General features: G+C 67.8%; 17 protein-coding genes. 7 read left to right on the plus strand and 10 right to left on the minus strand.

What is annotated here, in order from left to right; genetic code table 11:
• The first annotated feature begins 76 nt into the window (after positions 1 to 76).
• The 4 genes from phnC to phnE (Q344_RS0102000) all read left to right on the plus strand — a co-directional run bounded on the left by phnC (position 77) and on the right by phnE (Q344_RS0102000) (position 4,118).
• Positions 77 to 901: a phosphonate ABC transporter ATP-binding protein gene (gene phnC, locus Q344_RS0101985; protein WP_028285173.1), complete on the plus strand. Its 825-nt coding sequence runs from the start codon at positions 77 to 79 to the stop codon at positions 899 to 901.
• Positions 902 to 965: 64 nt separating this feature from the next.
• Positions 966 to 1,868: a phosphonate ABC transporter substrate-binding protein gene (gene phnD / locus Q344_RS0101990; RefSeq protein WP_028285174.1), complete on the plus strand. Its 903-nt coding sequence runs from the start codon at positions 966 to 968 to the stop codon at positions 1,866 to 1,868.
• Between the two features lie 67 nt (positions 1,869 to 1,935).
• A complete protein-coding gene (gene phnE / locus Q344_RS0101995; RefSeq protein WP_028285175.1) occupies positions 1,936 to 2,814 on the plus strand; it encodes a phosphonate ABC transporter, permease protein PhnE in 879 nt (292 codons plus the stop codon).
• On the plus strand, positions 2,811 to 4,118 hold the full coding sequence (gene phnE / locus Q344_RS0102000) for a phosphonate ABC transporter, permease protein PhnE (RefSeq protein WP_028285176.1): 1,308 nt from the start codon (positions 2,811 to 2,813) through the stop codon (positions 4,116 to 4,118). The genes phnE (Q344_RS0101995) and phnE (Q344_RS0102000) overlap by 4 nt, the downstream gene beginning before the upstream one ends.
• Before the next feature lie 201 nt (positions 4,119 to 4,319).
• Here phnE (Q344_RS0102000) and Q344_RS0102005 read toward each other — a convergent pair whose 3' ends face one another.
• The 6 genes from Q344_RS0102005 to Q344_RS0102030 all read right to left on the minus strand — a co-directional run bounded on the left by Q344_RS0102005 (position 4,320) and on the right by Q344_RS0102030 (position 9,068).
• A complete protein-coding gene (locus Q344_RS0102005) occupies positions 4,320 to 5,159 on the minus strand; it encodes an ABC transporter permease (protein ID WP_028285177.1) in 840 nt (279 codons plus the stop codon).
• Positions 5,156 to 6,031 (minus strand): ABC transporter permease, encoded by an 876-nt coding sequence (locus Q344_RS0102010; RefSeq protein ID WP_028285178.1) that lies wholly within the window; start codon positions 6,029 to 6,031, stop codon positions 5,156 to 5,158. Before Q344_RS0102010 ends, Q344_RS0102005 begins: the two co-directional genes overlap by 4 nt.
• Positions 6,032 to 6,074: 43 nt before the next feature.
• Positions 6,075 to 6,800: a transporter substrate-binding domain-containing protein gene (locus Q344_RS0102015; RefSeq protein WP_028285179.1), complete on the minus strand. Its 726-nt coding sequence runs from the start codon at positions 6,798 to 6,800 to the stop codon at positions 6,075 to 6,077.
• A 170-nt stretch (positions 6,801 to 6,970) separates the two neighbouring features.
• A complete protein-coding gene (locus tag Q344_RS0102020; RefSeq protein ID WP_028285180.1) occupies positions 6,971 to 7,747 on the minus strand; it encodes an ABC transporter ATP-binding protein in 777 nt (258 codons plus the stop codon).
• Positions 7,748 to 7,848: 101 nt separating this feature from the next.
• Positions 7,849 to 8,634, minus strand: a complete 786-nt coding sequence (locus tag Q344_RS0102025) for a phosphate/phosphite/phosphonate ABC transporter substrate-binding protein (protein ID WP_229669120.1) — start codon at positions 8,632 to 8,634, stop codon at positions 7,849 to 7,851.
• Positions 8,631 to 9,068: a tellurite resistance TerB family protein gene (locus tag Q344_RS0102030; protein ID WP_028285182.1), complete on the minus strand. Its 438-nt coding sequence runs from the start codon at positions 9,066 to 9,068 to the stop codon at positions 8,631 to 8,633. Before Q344_RS0102030 ends, Q344_RS0102025 begins: the two co-directional genes overlap by 4 nt.
• A 171-nt stretch (positions 9,069 to 9,239) precedes the next feature.
• Here Q344_RS0102030 and Q344_RS24995 point away from each other — a divergent pair, with 171 nt between their 5' ends.
• Positions 9,240 to 9,776 (plus strand): hypothetical protein, encoded by a 537-nt coding sequence (locus tag Q344_RS24995; protein ID WP_156954616.1) that lies wholly within the window; start codon positions 9,240 to 9,242, stop codon positions 9,774 to 9,776.
• A gap of 19 nt (positions 9,777 to 9,795) precedes the next feature.
• Here the strand turns inward: Q344_RS24995 and ppk2 are convergent, their stop codons facing one another.
• On the minus strand, positions 9,796 to 10,716 hold the full coding sequence (gene ppk2, locus Q344_RS0102040) for a polyphosphate kinase 2 (RefSeq protein WP_028285183.1): 921 nt from the start codon (positions 10,714 to 10,716) through the stop codon (positions 9,796 to 9,798).
• 167 nt (positions 10,717 to 10,883) lie between these two features.
• Between ppk2 and Q344_RS22920 the strand changes: the two genes are divergently transcribed.
• A complete protein-coding gene (locus tag Q344_RS22920; RefSeq protein ID WP_051630201.1) occupies positions 10,884 to 11,858 on the plus strand; it encodes a pirin family protein in 975 nt (324 codons plus the stop codon).
• Here Q344_RS22920 and Q344_RS0102050 read toward each other — a convergent pair.
• A complete protein-coding gene (locus Q344_RS0102050) occupies positions 11,855 to 12,367 on the minus strand; it encodes a DUF421 domain-containing protein (RefSeq protein ID WP_028285184.1) in 513 nt (170 codons plus the stop codon). The two genes, Q344_RS22920 and Q344_RS0102050, sit on opposite strands and share 4 nt — an antisense overlap.
• Positions 12,368 to 12,469: 102 nt before the next feature.
• Between Q344_RS0102050 and Q344_RS0102055 the strand changes: the two genes are divergently transcribed.
• A complete protein-coding gene (locus tag Q344_RS0102055; RefSeq protein WP_028285185.1) occupies positions 12,470 to 12,838 on the plus strand; it encodes an excalibur calcium-binding domain-containing protein in 369 nt (122 codons plus the stop codon).
• A 4-nt stretch (positions 12,839 to 12,842) separates the two neighbouring features.
• Here the strand turns inward: Q344_RS0102055 and Q344_RS0102060 are convergent, their stop codons facing one another.
• Positions 12,843 to 14,486, minus strand: coding sequence for a CTP synthase (locus Q344_RS0102060; protein ID WP_028285186.1), 1,644 nt, complete (start codon positions 14,484 to 14,486; stop codon positions 12,843 to 12,845).
• A 182-nt stretch (positions 14,487 to 14,668) separates the two neighbouring features.
• The gene (gene secG / locus Q344_RS0102065; RefSeq protein ID WP_028285187.1) at positions 14,669 to 15,034 is read right to left on the minus strand and encodes a preprotein translocase subunit SecG; all 366 of its coding nucleotides are present in this window, start codon (positions 15,032 to 15,034) and stop codon (positions 14,669 to 14,671) included.
• Positions 15,035 to 15,047: the final 13 nt, after the last annotated feature.

The raw sequence follows: 15,047 nt of genomic DNA on the forward strand, positions 1-15,047 counted from the left end.
ACAAAACTTTCACCGCGTCTTCACATCCCCGTGTCCGGCCAGCCGTAGCACGCCCCCCAGAACTTGGGGGTTACCTGTGCTGCAGATCGAGCAACTGACGAAGCAATTCGGCCGGAACACGGCCGTGGACCGCGCGACGATCGACGTCGACCGCCCGATGATGATCGGCATCATCGGCCGCTCCGGGGCCGGGAAATCCACCCTCCTGCGGATGCTGAACCGGCTGACCGACCATTCGTCCGGCGCCATCCGTTTCGAGGGCCGCGAGATCACCGCGCTGCGGGGGGCCGAGAAGCGGGCGTGGCAGGCCGAATGTGCGATGATCTTCCAGCAGTTCAACCTCGTGCCGCGGATGGACGTGGTCTCGAACGTGCTGCACGGCACGCTGAACCGCCGCTCGACCTTCGCGACGCTCTTCAACCTCTACCCGGCGCAGGACATTCACCGCGCCATCGACATCCTCGACCGGCTCGGCATCGCCGAGCACGCGCCGAAACGGGCCGAGGCGCTTTCGGGCGGCCAGCAGCAGCGCGTCGCCATCGCACGCGCGCTGATGCAGGATCCGAAGATCATCCTCGCCGACGAGCCGATCGCCTCGCTGGACCCGATGAACGCGCAGGTGGTGATGGACGCGCTCCGCCGCATCCACGAGGAGGACGGCCGGATGGTGATCGCCAACCTCCACACGCTCGACACCGCGCGGCGCTACTGCGACCGGGTGATCGGGATGCGCGACGGGCGGATCGTCTTCGACGGCACGCCCCGGCAGCTCACGACCGGCGCCGCCCGCGACATCTACGGCGCCGATGCCGGCTTCTCCGAGGCCGCGACATCGACCTCCATCGAAAGCCTGAGCCCGGTGCAGATCGCGGAGATCCGCGAGGCCGAGGCGCAGGCCTGACCGAAGAGCTTCCAACCGCCGCGCGGGCAAGGCCCGGCGGCCCATCGAAGAAGGGACACATGACATGAAGACACTGATCGCAGCCGCCCTGGCGACGACCGCCCTGGCCGCGCCGCTGGCCGCCCAGGAGATCTCGGAATTCCGCATCGGCATCCTCGGCGGCGAAAACGCCCAGGACCGGCTGAACAGCCACGAATGCCTGAAGAGCTACACCGAGGAAGCGCTCGGCGTTCCGGTCAAGCTCTTCGCGCCCGCCGATTACAACGGCGTCATCCAGGGCCTGCTCGGCGGCACCATCGACATGGCCTGGCTGGGCGCCTCCGGCTACGCCAAGACCTATCTCGACGATCCCGAGGCGGTGGAGCCGGTGCTGGTGAAGGTCAACCTCGACGGTTCGCACGGCTACCACTCCATCGGCTTCGCCCGGAAGGACAGCGGCATCACCTCGCTCGAGGACATGCAGGGCAAGAAATTCGGCTTCGGTGACCCGAACTCGACCTCCGGCTACCTGATCCCCTCGATCGAGATCCCCGAACAGACCGGCGCCTCGATGGAGAACGGCGACTACTTCGGCGAGGTCGTCTTCACCGGCGGCCACGAGCAGACCATCGTCGCGGTCAACAACGGCGACGTCGACGGCGGCGTGACCTGGGCCGACGGGCAGGGCAACTGGGAAGACGGCTACAACTCGGGCGCGCTGCGCAAGGCCGTGGACGCGGGCCTCGTCGACATGAACGACCTCGTCGAGATCTGGCGCTCCAAGCCGATCCCGGAAGGCCCGGTGGTGCTCCGCAAGGCGCTCCCGCAGGAGGTGAAGGCGACCATGACGGCCCTCGTCGACGGCATGTACGACAAGGACCAGGAATGCACCTACAACATCTCGGCCGGTGAATCGCTGGGCTTCGACCCGATCGACCACGACGCCTATCTCTCGATCATCGCCGCGCGCAAATCGCAGTCGAACTGATCGTGACCTTCGGGCGGGTCTCCCTCGGGACCTGCCCGTTCCATATCTTGCAAGGGGCCCTTCCGCCATGGCAGAGCTTTCGAGCGACGGTCGTCTCGCCGATATCCGCGAAGACTACCTCGCCCTGACACGGCGCAAGCGCCTCTATTCCGGCATCCTGCTGTCGCTCTTCGTGGCGCTGATGGCCTCGGGCTTCATGATCGCGGACGCCCGCAACGCGGGCGGGTTCTGGGACGGCATCGCCAATGTCTTCGTCTTCCCGAAGATCGTGATCGCCGAGGCCTGGGAGAAGCGGGCCGAACTGCCCGCCCATGTCGTCGAGTACTTCCCCGCGCTGCTCGAGACGATCAACATCGCCGCCGTCTCGACCCTGATCGGCACGCTGATCGCGGTCGTGCTGTCGATGCTCTCGACCCGCGGCCTGGCCCGCTGGCCGCGCCTGATCCCGCTGTTCCGGCGGCTGATGGACGTGATGCGCGCGGTGCCCGAGATCGTCATCGCGCTGATCCTGATCTTCGTCCTCGGCGGCGGGCCGGTGCCGGCGATGATCGCCATCGCCTTCCACACCTCGGGCGCGCTCGGCAAGCTGTTCTCGGAGGTGAACGAGAACGCCTCGCTCAAGCCCGTCGAGGGGCTGGCCTCGGTCGGTGCCAACTGGTCCCAGCGGATGGCGCTCGGCGTGGTGCCGCAGGTGTCGCCGAATTACCTGAGCTACGCGCTGCTGCGGTTCGAGATCAACATCCGCGCCTCGGCCATCCTCGGCTTCGTCGGCGCGGGCGGGATCGGCTACGAGCTGAAGAACGCGATGACATGGGGGGCGGGGAAGTACGACGACAGCGCGGCGATCTTCCTGATGCTGTTCCTCACGATCGTCGCGGTGGACCAGGTCTCCTCCGTGGTCCGCAACCGGCTGGCACACGGCCGCGCCTCGGAGATGCTGGCATGAGCATGATCGCCGATACCCCCGCCACCATGAAACCCCGGGCCGAGGCGCTGTTCCGCCGCAAGCGGCTGACGGCGGTCGCGATCCCGGCGCTGGTGCTGCTCTACCTGACCTATGCCTTCTTCGCCTTCGACGTGCCCGGCCTGCTCGGGCGGGCGAGCCTCGACAATGCGCGGGCGCTGGTGGCCGACACCTACAGCTACAAGACCCACGTGACGCGCGACAATGCCGACGGCGGCCTGCGGATCGCCATCGAGGGCGAGCGCAAGGGCACCTACGCGGAGGGCACCGGGCCGGACTGGGTGCAGTTCGGTGACACGACCACCGTCGATCTGGGCGACGGCAGCGTGGTGACCTTCGGCGAGGATGTCTCGATCGACGTGCCGGGCTACGGCATCGTCCGTGCGGAGCCGGGGGCCGGCGGGGTGAACGCGACCTTCCCCGAAGGGCCGATGCCGGACTTCGTCAACGCCTCGAAGAACCGGGTGACGATCACCACGCCGAACGGCCGGCTGACGATCACGCGGCGCGCGTCCGAGGCGTTCCGCTATGCGACGGGCTGGGAGCTGTTCTTCTTCACCCTCGACAGCCCCTACCACGGGCTGAGCTTTGCCCAGCTCGCGGTGAAGACCTGGGAGGGCGAGGGCGGCGCGATCCTGCATGACATCTGGTTCAACCCGATGTGGCGGCATGGCGACGTGGCCTGGGCGCTGTTCGAGACGATCCTGATGGCCTTCCTCGGCACCTTCGGCGCGGCGCTCGTGGCGCTGCCGCTGGCCTTCCTCGCGGCGAAGAACTTCACGCCGCTGGTGCTGGTCCGTCAGGTGGCGCGGCGGCTCTTCGACTTCTGCCGGGGCGTGGACGCGCTGATCTGGACGATCATCCTGGCCCGCGCCTTCGGACCGGGGCCGCTGACGGGGGCGCTGGCGATCCTGGTGACGGATACCGGCAGCTTCGGGAAGATGTTCTCGGAGGCGCTCGAGAATGTCGACGGCAAGCAGATCGAAGGCGTGCAGTCGACGGGCGCGAAGCCGGTCCAGCGCTACCGCTTCGGGGTGATCCCGCAGGTGACGCCGGTGCTGCTGAGCCAGGTGCTCTACTTCTTCGAGAGCAATACCCGCAGCGCCACGATCATCGGCGCGATCACCGGCGGCGGCATCGGGCTCCTGCTGACGCAGGCGATGATCACCCAGAAGGACTGGGAGGAGGTGACCTATTACATCATCCTCGTGATCCTGATGGTCTTCGCCATGGATGCCTTCTCGGGCTGGCTGCGCCGCCGGCTGATTTCGGGCGGGGACAGCTGATCCAGCGGAGCGGCCCGCAGGCGGGCCGCACACGATGCTTTTGCGATCCGGCCGGGGGCCGGATCGCGCTGCCTCCGGCGGGGATATTTGTGGCAAGAGGAAGCAGGGCCGCGGCGCTCCTGCCTTCCTCTGGTCAATGTATCCCGGGGGGAGTCGGGCCGCAGGCCCGACGGGGGGCTGGCCCCCCTCCACCCCCGGGGGTCAGCGCATCGGGAAGAGGCGGGGCCGGATCCGGGCGCGGGTGTTGCTCGGCAGGTGGCTGTTGAGCCGGCGGTTCACCCTGCCGAAGATCCAGATGATCATCAGCGTCAGCGCCATGAAGTAGACCGCGAGCACCGGGTAGGCGATGAAGGGGTTGAAGGTCTTGTCCGCCAGGTAGCTCGCGTAATAGAGCGCGTCGCCCTTCTGCTGCCAGGCCGGGAAGGACGAGAAGAAGACCAGGGTCGTCGCATGGAACAGGAAGATCGCCTCGTTCGTGTAGGCGGGCCAGGCAAGCCGCAGCATGGTGGGCCAGGTGATGCGCCGGAACTTCCGCCAGCCCGAGAAGCCGTAGGCGTCGGCCGCCTCCAGATCGCCCTTCGGGACGGAGCGGAGCGCGCCGTAGAAGATCTCGCCCGAATAGGCGGAGGTGTTCAGGAACAGCACGACCAGCGCCCCGGCCCAGGCGCGGGTGATCCAGGAGGTCGCGATGTTGATCTCGACGATGCCGAGGTTCAGGTCGATCCCGGCGCGGGGCAGGAGCGTGAAGGCCTCGTAGAACAGGAAGAACTGGATGAAGAGCGGCGAGCCGCGGAAGACGAAGGTGAACCACTCGGCCGGCTTGCGCAGGAGCAGGTTCGCGGAATTCCGCGCCAGCGCGATCCCGGTGGCGAAGAAGAAGCCGAGCGCGAGCGCGCAGATCGCGAAATAGAGGTTCCAGATCAGGCCCGAGCCGATCAGCACCACGTGATCGCAGAAGGTGAAGTCCGACCGCGGCAGCAGGCGTTCGCCGAGGCCGATCGAGCGGAGGGCATAGGCCTGGAAGGTCTCGACACAGGTCATGCGCGGCGCATCTCCTCGCCGGCCATGGTGGCCTGCCCGTGGGACAGGCGGCGGGTCAGCCGGGACAGCACGATCTCGGAGACCCTGGTGAGCATCAGGTAGAAGACCAGCAGCGCGAGGAAGTACCACAGCCGCCAGTCGCCATGCGGGTAATCGTAGGCAGAGGTCTTCATCCCGCCGAGTTCCCGGCCCCAGTAGACGATGTCCTCGATCCCGAGGATGAACAGCAGCGGCGTCGCCTTGATCAGCACCATCCAGAGGTTCGACAGCCCGGGCAGGGCGTAGATCCACATCTGCGGCACGAGGATGCGCCACGTGGTCTGGCGCGGGGTCATGCCATAGGCCTCGGCGGTCTCGAGCTGGGCGCGGGGGACCGCGTTCATCGCGCCCGACAGGACGTGGCTCGCGAAGGCGCCGAAGACGAAGGCGAAGGCGGCCACGGCGAGGATGATGCCATAGGTCTCGTGCACCCATTGCGGCGACGAGGAGAGCGGAAGTTTCGCGGCCGAGCAGACGACGAAATCGTTGCCCTGCCGGACGGGCGCGTCCCAGTCGGGGCATTTCACCTGGTGGCGGAGCCACTCCAGCCCCTGGTCGAGGGCGAGCGGCACGAAGAGGAAGAAGGCGATGTCCGGCACGCCGCGCACCAGCGCCGCGTAGCCCTTGCCGAGCCAGCGCAGCGGCGCGATCGAGGACCGCGCGCCGAGCGCGCCGAGAAAGCCCATGGCCAGCGCGCAGGGCACCGTCACGAGCATCAGCCCGATCACGAGAAGGAAGCTCTGATAGAAGAGGAGGTGCTTGCCCGTGGTCAGGTAACAGACCATCCAGCGGGCGCCCTCGAGGCTCTTCGGATCGGCGCAGAATTCGAACATGGCGGAATGCGTCGCGGGGCCCCGGAGGGCCCCGCCTGTCGGCTCAGTAGGTGACGGTGTCTTCGCCGAACCACTTCTTCAGCAGTTCGTTGAGCGAGCCGTCCTCCTTCATCGAGGTGATGGCCGTGTTGAACTTCTCTTTCAGCTCGGTGTCGCTCTCGCGCAGGCCGAGGCCCACGCCGCCGCCGAGCTGGACGTCCTCGCCGACGAAGATCAGCTCGCCGCCCGATTCCTCGACCACCGGCTTGAGGTAGTCCTTGTCGGCGAAGACCGCATCGGCCTCGCCGTTGCGGACGGCCGCGACGGTTTCATCGGGGGTGGCGAACTCGACCAGCGTCGCGCCGCTCTCGGCCACGTGGCCGGCCTGGATCGTCGCGGTCTGCGCGGCCACGACGCCGCCGGTCAGGTCGACGCCCTCGTCCATCGCGACATAGGCGGAGGAGGCCGGCGGGTAGTAGTTCTGGGTGAAGTCGATGACCTCGTCACGCTCGTCGGTGATCGACATGCCCGCGATGATCACGTCGTAGTTGCCCGAGACGAGGTTCGGAATGATCGAATCCCAGTCGTTGGTGACCCATTCGCAGGTCAGCTCGGCGCGCTTGCAGAGCTCGTCGCCGACCTCGCGCTCGAAGCCGCCGACCTCGCCCTTGTCGTCGATCAGGTTGAACGGAGGGTAGGCGCCCTCGGTCCCGAGGCGGATGGTGTCCTGCGCAAGCGCCATCCCGGCGCCGAGCGCCAGCGCGGCGGTGGAGAGGATCAGGGTCTTCATATTCTATACTCCCGTTGAATTGGGCGGCTATTCGTGCCGCTTCTGAGGATCGAGACTTGGCGGATATCGCCGACAACACAAGGTTTTTCTAGCCGGACGCCGGGTCCCTGCCGGGCTGACGATGCGTCAGGGCGCATTCCCGCCCGGGCCGGGCCCGCGGGCCCGGGCGCTCAGCCCGGGGCGGTGGCCGACAGGAAGCCGCGCAGGCGTTCGGTCTGCGGGTTCCCGAACAGCTGATCGGGCGGGCCTTCCTCGATGATCCGGCCCTGGTGGAGGAAGACGACGCCGTCCGAGACATCCGCGGCAAGGCGCATGTCATGGGTGACGAGCAGCATCGTGCGCCCCTCGGAGGCGAGGTCCTTGATGACCTTCACCACCTCCTGCTCCAGCTCGGGATCGAGCGCCGAGGTCGGTTCGTCGAAGAGCAGCGCCTCGGGCTCCATGCAGAGCGCCCGCGCGATGGCGGCCCGCTGCTGCTGGCCGCCGGACAGCTGGGCGGGCCAGGCGTCGGCCTTGTCGGCGATCCCCACCTTGTCCAGGTAATGGCGCGCGCGCTCCTCGACCTCGGCCCGGTCGCGGCCCAGCACCGTCACCGGCGCCTCCATCACGTTCTGCAGGATCGTCATGTGGGACCAGAGGTTGAACTGCTGGAAGACCATCGAGAGGTTCGTGCGGATCCGCAGCACCTGCTTCGCGTCGCCCGGACGCCGCGCCATGCCCTCGCCCTTCCAGTGCACCGCCTCGCCCTTGAAGAGCACCTCGCCCTGCTGGCTGTCCTCCAGCAGGTTGGCGCAGCGCAAGAGGGTGGACTTGCCCGAGCCGGAGGAGCCGATGAGCGACACGACCTCGCCCTGCCGGGCGATCAGGTCGACCCCCTTGAGCACTTCCAGCGCGCCGTAGGATTTGTGGAGTTCGCGGATCTCGATGACGGGGGCGGTCTGTGTCACTGCGGCGGTCTGGTCCGGCTGTTGGCGTTCGGGGGAGTAGGGCGCAGATCGTGGCGAAATGCAACGATCGCGGGGTGATGACGTCGCGCGCCGCCGCGGAATCAGGCAGGCGGCAGGGACGAGGCGGGCGGCGGTTCGGGGATGTCCTTTTCAAGGTAGGCCTCGGGCGGGATCCAGGTGAGGCCGGTGATCCCGATGGTCCTGCGGTCGGCTGCCGGCATGCGCTCGATCGCGCGGCGCACGGCGGCGGCGATGCGCTCGGCCTCGGCGCCCCGGGCAGAGATCAGCGGCAGGCCCGGGGAGGGGGCGGTCCGGCCGATCTCGGTGACCTTCGGGGCGAGGCTGTCCCATAGGCTCATCAGCCGCCAGGTCTGCGCATCGACGAAGCAGATGTCGGCCCGGCCCTCGGCCACCGCCCGGACCGATGCGCGATGCGCGCCGGTCTCGAGGTAATTTCCGAAGCGGGTGCCATGCGCCCGCGCGGTCTCGAGCGCCGCGGCCCAGCCGGATTGCGAGATGGCGTCGTTGAGCGCCAGCGTCAGTCCGGGCCAGTCGGCGCTGTCCGTCCGCGCGTCGTCGGGCCGCATCAGGATGACGGAATTGTAATGCCCCGGCGGGCAGCCCGGCAGCGCGTAATCGGGCGTGCCGATCAGCGTGACGCTGTCGTGCAGCGCCTTGCGGTAGGGCAGGCCGCAGGTCTGCGACAGCACCAGGCCGGGGTGGCGCCAGTGATCCCAGAGCGATCCGGCGCGGGTCAGTTTCTCGGGCGCCTCGATACCGTCCTGCCGGAGGGCGTCGCGAATGGCCCCCCAGAGGGCGTTGGTGGAGCCGGCGATCTCGGCCCGGTCGTACATCGGCAGCGATGCGATCGGGCCCGCGGGGCTCACCGCTCCGCGACCCTGAGCCGGGCCGCGTTGCTGTCCTGATCGGTGATGCCGAGAAGGCTGGCGACGAGGCGCATGATCGCGTCCTCCTCGCTGTCGCGTTCGCCGTCCTCGAGCGCCACGGACCACAGCGCCTCGATCACGCCGATTCGCTCGGACAGCGGGATCGCGTCCTTGATCGACCGGGTGAAGCGCACGGTGTCGGGCGCCTGCGCCTCGAGCGTCTCGGCCTGGGTCACGAGGTCCTCGGCCCCGGGCGCGTCGAGTGCGTAGCGGGCCCGGGCGATCCGCAGGATCCGCCCGCGTTCCGCGGTGTCGTAGCGCCCGTCGCTGCGTGCGATCCGCACGAGCAGGGCGGTGAGTGCAAGCCGGGCATCCCTGTCGGGAAGGCTGTCGGGCTCGGACTGGGTCAGGCGGGAGATCAGATCGGCAAACATGGGCGGAACATAGGCCGCTATCCGGGCGCGGCCAATCCGGAAAACATCACCTCCGCGTCACCCCGGGGGAGGGGGGCGACGGGTCGGCCCTCAATCCGCCACATTCTGTCCGAAAAAATAACCGATTACCTTTGCAATCTGGGATTGCGGGAAATGAGACTGGAGTTGGCGATGCCCCGGAGTATCACGGGTGTTCAGGCTGATCGCGAGGCCGAGATCCTGGACATGCTGAAGGCGCTGTCGCCGAAGGACCTGTGCGATCTCGCGCGGCGGCTCGACCGCTCGACGATGACGCCGGCCGTGCTGAGCTGGATTTCCGCACAGCGCAGCGTCGACCTCGGGACTGCCATGAGCCTGTTCATGAACGCCCAGCCCGACAGTTTCAATCACCTCGAAAAGGACGCCGTGCCCGAGCCTTACCGCAGGCTCTGCGCGGCGCTCGACGCGCTCTGCCAGCGGATCAACTGCGGCTATTACCTGCCCGACCCGCAGCGCCCTCTCGACAAGGTCCGCGATTTCGTCCGCTGGATGGGCGATCAGGAGGCCGACGCGCGCTCCCGCCGCAAGGGTCGCTGGGTCTTCAACCCGGTCACGGTCGCGCCGATGATCTCGGACATCCGCTTCGATGCGCGCCGCCACAAGGCAAAACCCGCGCGGGGCGAGCGTCCGGGCCTCTTCCGCAAGGTCTTCAGCTCCCAGTCGGCCTGACCGCGCGGCGTCGCGGCGCTCAGTATTTCGACGGCACGTAGAGCTCGGGCGGCAGCGTCGAGCGTTCGTAATTCGGGTTGAAGACACGGTCCGGCAGCACCGCGTCCTCGTGCGGCACCTCCTCGTAGGGGAAGAGCGTCAGCAGATGGTCGATGCAGTTCAGCCGCGCCCGCTTCTTGTCGTTGCCGGGCACGATGTACCAGGGCGCCTCGGGGATGTTGGTGCGCTCGAACATCTCTTCCTTGGCCTTGGTGTAATCCTCCCACCTGATGCGGGACTGCAGGTCCATCGGCGACAGCTTCCATTGCTTGAGCGGATCGTGGATCCGGATGAGGAAGCGCATCTGCTGCTCCTCGTCGGTGATCGAGAACCAGTATTTCACCACCTTGATGCCGGAACGGACCAGCATCCTCTCGAATTCGGGCACGTCGCGGAAGAAGTCTTCCACCTGCCTGTCGCTGGCAAAGCCCATGACCCGCTCGACGCCCGCGCGGTTGTACCAGCTGCGGTCGAAGAGGACGATCTCGCCACCCGCCGGCAGGTGCGGCACGTAGCGTTGGAAATACCATTGGCTCATTTCCCGGCTCGAGGGTGCGGGCAGCGCGACGGTGCGCACCACGCGCGGGTCCAGACGCTGGGTGATCCGCTTGATGACGCCGCCCTTGCCGGCGCTGTCGCGCCCCTCGAACAGCACGACGACCTTCTCGCCGCTCGCGACGACCCAGTCCTGCAGCTTGATGAGCTCCGCCTGCAGGTGCAGCAGCGCGCGGAAATACTCCGGCCGCGGGATCGAGGGGCCGTGCGCCTTGCGATAGATCTCGCGGATCTTCATCGAGAGCACCGCGTCCTCCATCTCCAGCTCGACCTCTTCGTCGAACGAGTCCATGAGCTCCGCCTCGAGCCAGTCTTCTGCGGTCTTCTCGGTATCTGCGGGGGACATGCGGGCTCCTCTGGAATGGCGGATGCGGCCCGCGGGCGGGCTGATCTGGCTCCATAGAACATCCTTCCGTAACGCTTTTGTAGCCCCCTCCTGTGCATGGGTGCGGAATTGCCGGAGGGACCGTGCGGCGCCTAGTCTGAGGGCAACCCATCACAGGAGACCGACCGATGAGCTGGAATCCCGCCCTCGACCCGGACTGCCCCAAGGGCGATGCCGTCGACGCGATCGAGACCCTCATCGTGCCGCGCGCCCGCGACCTCGGCGGGTTCGAGGTGCGCCGCGCCCTGCCGGCGCCGCAGCGGCAGATGGTCGGCCCCTTCATCTTCTTCGACCAGATGGGCCCGGCCGAGTTCCTGACCGGGCAGGGGATCGACGTGCGCCCGCATCCGCATATCGGGCTGGCCACCGTCACCTACCTGATGAAGGGCCGCATCCATCACCGCGACAGCCTGGGCACCGACCAGTGGATCGAGCCGGGCGAGGTCAACCTGATGACGGCCGGCTGGGGCATCACCCATTCGGAACGGGTCGACGGGGCGACGCGCGAGAAACCGCATTCGCTCTTCGGCATCCAGACCTGGCTGGCGCTCCCCGAGAAGGAGGAGGAGACCGAGGCCGCCTTCGTCCACGCGCCGAAATCCGACCTGCCGCTGCTGGAAGGCGAGGGGAAGCAGGTCCGCCTGATCCTCGGGGACGCCTGGGGCGAGACGGCGCCGGTGCCGGTCGCCTCCGAGATGGTCTATGCCGATGCGTTGCTCGAGGCCGGCGCCGCGATCCCGCTGCCCGACAACCACGAGGACCGGGGCGTCTACGTCCTGGAGGGTGCGGTCGAGATCGCCGGCCAGGTGTTCGAGCCGGGCCGGATGATGGTCTTCCGCCCCGGCGACAGGATTTCCATGAGGGCCGGGGACAGGGGCGCACGCATCCTGATCCTCGGCGGCGCGACGCTTTCGGGGCCGCGCTACATCTGGTGGAACTTCGTCGCCTCCTCGCGCGAGAAGATCGATGCCGCGAAGGAGGCCTGGCGGGCGGGCGACTGGTCGCATGGCCGCTTCAGGCTGCCGGAGGGGGACGACCAGGACTTCATCCCCGCGCCCGAGGACATTCCCGGCGCCCGGCCCCGCCCGGTGCGCTATCCCTAGGACAGCCGGTCGGGGTGCGGGACATCTTCGTCGGCGTCGAGCACCGAGAACGAGCCGTCGCTTTCGAGGATGATCGCCCCGACTTCCCCGGGCCGTGTGCGCCCGCCATGGGAGCGCAGGACGGTCATCAGCTCGTCCTCGGTCACGCGGACCCGCCGCATCGCGTCCCGGCAGAACTCGCCTTTGCGGAGCAGCATCGTGGGCTCGGACCGCACCACGTTCGCGAAGCCCTGCCAGCGGACCGAGACGAACGCCACCGCGAATTGCAGCGCCGCGAGCAGGGTCAGCGCCGCGATGCCTTCGGCCAGCGCGACGTCGTTCGACAACAGGATCGTCGCGAGGGTCGAGCCGATGGCCACCGTGACCACGAGGTCGAAGGCGTTGAGCTTCGCGAGTGTCCGTTTGCCGGTCACGCGCAGGAGCAGGATGAGGTAGACATAGGCGAGGCTGCCGATGAGCAGCACCCGCCCGACGCCGCTCCAGCCCTGGAAGAAGATGTCTTCGGTCATGGGTGGACAATGGATGGCGGCGGGGGTTGTTCCAGAGCCGCTGTTGTGGCCGGGTCATTTCCCCGCCATGATGTCGCCGAAACCCCGCGTCAAGCTGCACGAATGACCGTCCACCGCTTCGACAGAAACCGCCGCCGTCTCCGCACCGGGACCCCCCGGCCGAACGCGCATCCTGGCGGCCCGACCCGCGCCAGACCCGCTTGGCGGACCCGCGCCGCGGCGATCTTCGTCTGCCTGATGTTCGGATGGCTCGCCTGGCGCGTCGCGGCGGAGCTGCTCGTGCCGCGCCCCTTGCCGGTCATCGTCAACCGCGGCACCGCGGCGGCGGACCTCGATTGCTCGGATTTCGAGACCCGGCTTCAGGTCCTCCGCTTCATGTCCCGGCACGGCGGCGCCGCAGGCAGGCATGGGCTCGACGGGGATGGCGACGGGCTGGCCTGTGAGTGGCTGCCCTGGCTGACGCTCTGGTAGCGGCTCACACCAGCCGCGAGACATCCCTTGCCGCCCGGACGAAATCCCGGAACAGCGGATGCGGATCGAAGGGCTTCGACTTCAGCTCCGGGTGGAACTGGACGCCGATGAACCACGGGTGGTCCTTCACCTCGACGATTTCGGGAAGGCGCCCGTCCGGCGACATGCCGGAGAACGAGAGCCCGCATTCCTCGAGCTTCTTGCGGTACTTCACGTCCACCTCGTAGCGGTGGCGATGCCGCTCTTCGATCGAGGTGTCGCCGTAGACCTCGGCCACCTTCGACCCGTCCGCCAGGGCCGCCGTATAGGCGCCGAGGCGCATGGTGCCGCCCTTGTCGTCGTCCACCTTGCGCTGCACCGCGTGGTTGCCCTGCACCCATTCCTTCAGGTGATAGACCACCGGCTCGAAGCGGCGCTTGCCGGCCTCGTGGTCGAATTCCTCCGACCCCGCCGTCTCGAGCCCCGCGAGGTTCCGCGCGGCCTCGATCACCGCCATCTGCATGCCGAGGCAGATGCCGAGATAGGGGATCTTCCGCTCGCGGGCGAATTGCGCGGCCTTGATCTTGCCTTCCGTGCCCCGCTCGCCGAAGCCGCCGGGCACGAGGATGGCGTGGTAGCCCTCGAGATGCGGCGCCGCGTCCTCGTGGTCGAAGATCTCGGCGTCCACCCATTCGACGTTCACCTTGATCCGGTTGGCCATGCCGCCGTGGGTCAGGGCCTCCTTGATCGACTTGTAGGCGTCCTCGAGCTGCGTGTACTTGCCGACGATGGCGATGTTCACCTCGCCGTCGGTGTTGTGGATCCGGTCGTAGACATCCTGCCAGCGGGCGAGGTCGGGGCGCGGCGCGGGCGAGATCTGGAAGGCGTCCAGAACCGCCTGGTCGAGGCCCTGCTCGTGATAGGCCAGCGGCGCCTCGTAGATCGACTTCAGGTCATAGGCGGGGATGACGGCCTCGGGGCGGACGTTGCAGAACAGCGCGATCTTCTCGCGCTCCTTCTCGGGGATCGGATGTTCCGAGCGGCAGACGAGGATGTCGGGCTGGAGGCCGATGGAGCGCAGCTCCTTCACCGAGTGCTGGGTCGGCTTGGTCTTCAGCTCGCCCGAAGCCGCGAGCCAGGGCAGGAGCGTCAGGTGCATGAAGATGCACTGGCCGCGCGGCTTGTCCTGGGAGAACTGGCGGATCGCCTCGAAGAAGGGCAGGCCCTCGATGTCGCCGACCGTGCCGCCGATCTCGCAGAGCATGAAGTCGACCTCGTCCTCGCCGATCGAGATGAAGTCCTTGATCTCGTTGGTGACGTGCGGAATCACCTGGATCGTCTTGCCGAGGTAATCGCCGCGACGCTCCTTATCGAGCACGTTCTGGTAGATGCGCCCCGAGGAGACGGAGTCCGTCTTGCGCGCCGCCACCCCGGTGAAGCGCTCGTAATGGCCGAGGTCGAGGTCGGTCTCGGCGCCGTCGTCGGTGACGAAGACCTCGCCGTGCTCGAAGGGGCTCATCGTGCCCGGATCGACGTTCAGGTAGGGGTCGAGCTTGCGGAGCCGGACGGTGAAGCCGCGCGCCTGCAGGAGAGAGCCGAGCGCCGCCGAGGCGAGGCCCTTGCCAAGCGACGAGACCACGCCACCCGTGATGAAGATGAACCTAGCCATGTGCTCGAAGCTCCCGTGTATTCTGGCTTGCGTGACCGGACATGCTCGCGAAATCCGGTGCCGGACACGCTTTGAAAAAAGCGCGTACCACGGGATTTAAGAGCTAACAGATTCGCCCGGCCTTGGCAACAAGACCGCAAGATGATGTTGGGGTGGCAGGTCCACCCGCTAGTTTTGGTGGATCAATCGGCCGAGGGCGTCAGCGCGCCGTCATTCGACGACGGCGGCGGCACCAGGCTGCCTGCGCCACCGGGCACGCTGGGCGTGTCGGGCTCTGCCGGGGTCTCCGTCGCGGCCGGGGCCAGGCGGTCGAGGACCGAGCTGCCGGCGCTCTTCTCCGCGGCGATGATCGTCAGGATCATCGAGGTGCAGATGAAGGCCGCCGCAAGGACCCAGGTCACCTTGCCGAGCGCGGAGACCGGCGGACGCCCGCCCGCCGTCGCGGCGCCGCCCATGCCCAGGCCGCCCCCTTCGGAACGCTGGAGCAGCACCACGCCGATCAGCGAAAGCGCGAGGATCAGGTGGACGATGAGGACGACGTTTTCCATGTCTTCGGCCTGT

The organism is Pseudooceanicola nanhaiensis DSM 18065 (assembly GCF_000688295.1).
GTDB classification, from domain to species: Bacteria; Pseudomonadota; Alphaproteobacteria; order Rhodobacterales; family Rhodobacteraceae; genus Pseudooceanicola; species Pseudooceanicola nanhaiensis.